Origin of the sequence: Limosilactobacillus ingluviei DSM 15946, from assembly GCF_001435775.1 — a bacterium.
Classification (GTDB): Bacteria; Bacillota; Bacilli; order Lactobacillales; family Lactobacillaceae; genus Limosilactobacillus; species Limosilactobacillus ingluviei.
On the sequence record NZ_AZFK01000010.1, the window covers coordinates 1 to 2,296 of the forward strand.

Genomic DNA, 2,296 nt, shown 5'->3' on the forward strand with positions numbered 1-2,296 from the left:
GTCTACCACAAATGGCTTTTCTATTTTTCTAACTTAATTTTACAAACCGCGTCTAACAAGCTCCAATTTATCGGCACCAGCGAACACCATCCCGACGGCTACCGGCGCAACTTTAACAACGTCGTCAAAGACCCGGCCCCCGCGGCGGTCGAAGGCTTCGCGGCCGCATTAGCCAGCTTGACCGGCGAACAAATCAGCGATGGCATCCTGACCACCGCACTGGACTTGACCTTAGCTTAATTTTTAGGAGGACTAATTTATGAAGACATTGAACTTAACTTTTAAAGGTTCCTTAGGCAAGACGCACGTGATGAAGCTGCACTATGCTTCCGACCAACTCGACGCCAAGACCGTTCAAGCGGCGATGGACCAAATCGCTAACGCCCACCTCTTCGCCAAGGATGGCGAAGAACTTTACAACACGCCAGTCAGCGCCAAGTACGTCACGACCACTGACGACTGGCTGATTGAAGCACCGAAGGCAACCGCCTAAATATTGAAACGGGGACTCCACTTGGAAATCCCCGTTTTTTATATATTATCGGTTGGTTAACTTGCGTAATTTGAAAATCGCTAAAGCCAGTGGGGCCGAGAAGCGGAACAGCTTCATCGTAACTTGATAACGCCGATCAAGGGTCGCAGGGTCTACTGGACTGGTTTTGATAATCTGGTAGGCCTGCTCGTACAAGGCCCGATTATAATTTTTCGGGCAGTAAGTACAATACCGCAAAGCTCGAACCAACATAAATTCTGCCATTCCTGCCGCCACTGCCGGGTACTTTGCCTGAAAGAACTTATATTGTTCATTACTAGAATCAAATTGATCCGCGATGTTTTTAGGACTCATCTCAGAAACAATGCTAGTCTCACGATTAACATAGTAGTAAGTCGCCTTAGGTACGTAGGCAATTTTTTCGGCCTTTTCAAATAATTGGTATGTTAAGTACGTATCTTCGTACACTTTTCCAACAGGATACTCAAGTTGGGCAAACAATGTGGACCTGTAGATTTTATCCCACGCATGACTATCTTCAATCGTTAACTGCATGGCTTGTTCTTTGCTGATTAAGCCTTCCTTAAACCCTGCAGTCTCTTTAGTAACATCTCCGTTCTCAACCCCGAAATAACCAGTACAACAAATATCTGCTGAGTATTTTTCAATATTTGTTACTGCTACTTCACAAAAATCCTCTGTAACATAATCGTCACTATCAACAAACATTAAATACTGACCGTTAGCTTGACGAATTCCGACGTTTCGAGTATCGGATAAACCGCCATTTTTCTTATTTATAACTTTCACTCGCTGATCAGCTTTCGCATATTGCTGGCAGATTTCTAAGGATTGATCTTTTGAACCATCGTTGACTAAAATTATTTCAATTTTACGGTAAGTTTGGTTTAACAAGCTATCTATACATTTAGCCAGATAAGCCTCCATATTGTAAACCGGTACAACTACACTTACTAATGCTTGTTCTGTCATCATCTTTCCCCTAAATCACATGGAATGCGGTCTGCAGTGGCATTCCTTTTTCTCGTTTGTGCACCAAACTTTATCACAAATAATACTTTACTACACTCTTATAATTTTTTCTTACTTTCCCTTTTAAAAATCAGTGTCCCAATCGTTTATATAGGAGTGTAAGGCGTGCACGACTTACCAAACACTTAAAACACGAAAGAAGGATTCATCATGCAACAAACTTTTAAGTCCAATAAGCTCCAATTCATCGGCACCAGCGAACACCACCCCGACGGCTACCGGCGCAACTTTAACAACGTCGTTAAAGACCCGGCCCCCGCGGCGGTCGAAGGCTTCGCAGCCGCATTAGCCAGCTTGACCGGCGAACAAATCAGCGATGGCATCCTGACCACCGCGCTGGACTTGACCTTAGCTTAATTTTTAGGAGGACTAATTTATGAAGACGTTGAACTTAACTTTTAAGGGTTCCTTAGGCAAGACGCACGTGCTGAAGCTGCACTATGCTTCCGACCAACTCGACGCCAAGACCGTCCAAGCCGCAATGGACCAAATCGCTAACGCCCACCTCTTCGCCAAGGATGGTGAAGAACTCTATGCCACGCCAGTCAGCGCTAAGTACGTCACGACCACTGACGACTGGCTGATTGAAGCACCGAAGGCAACCGCCTAATTTTTAGAACGGGGATTTCCAACGCGAAGTCCCCGTTTTTTTTATTTTTGAGCCAAATTGCAATTTTGAGATACGACATATCTGTAAATTAATGTCATTAAGTTAAGGGTAAAAATACGGTTAGTAGGTCACTTTTGTCG

General features: G+C 44.3%; 5 protein-coding genes. 4 read left to right on the forward strand and 1 reads right to left on the reverse strand.

Annotated features, from left to right (window positions below):
• A partial coding sequence (locus FC43_RS11180) for a DUF1659 domain-containing protein (RefSeq protein WP_056953642.1) occupies positions 1–240 on the forward strand: 240 nt, incomplete at its 5' end.
• A 19-nt stretch (positions 241–259) separates the two neighbouring features.
• Complete coding sequence (locus tag FC43_RS01855; RefSeq protein WP_056953644.1) at positions 260–493, forward strand: DUF2922 domain-containing protein; 234 nt, start codon at positions 260–262, stop codon at positions 491–493.
• 45 nt (positions 494–538) lie between these two features.
• On the opposite strand, the gene FC43_RS01860 is transcribed toward FC43_RS01855, so the two are convergent.
• Entirely contained in the window at positions 539–1,486 is a 948-nt protein-coding gene (locus FC43_RS01860; protein WP_056953646.1) for a glycosyltransferase family 2 protein, read from the reverse strand.
• A 210-nt stretch (positions 1,487–1,696) separates the two neighbouring features.
• Between FC43_RS01860 and FC43_RS01865 the strand changes: the two genes are divergently transcribed.
• Positions 1,697–1,903, forward strand: a complete 207-nt coding sequence (locus FC43_RS01865; protein WP_019205930.1) for a DUF1659 domain-containing protein — start codon at positions 1,697–1,699, stop codon at positions 1,901–1,903.
• A 19-nt stretch (positions 1,904–1,922) separates the two neighbouring features.
• Positions 1,923–2,156, forward strand: a complete 234-nt coding sequence (locus tag FC43_RS01870) for a DUF2922 domain-containing protein (RefSeq protein WP_056953649.1) — start codon at positions 1,923–1,925, stop codon at positions 2,154–2,156.
• Positions 2,157–2,296 lie beyond the last annotated feature (140 nt).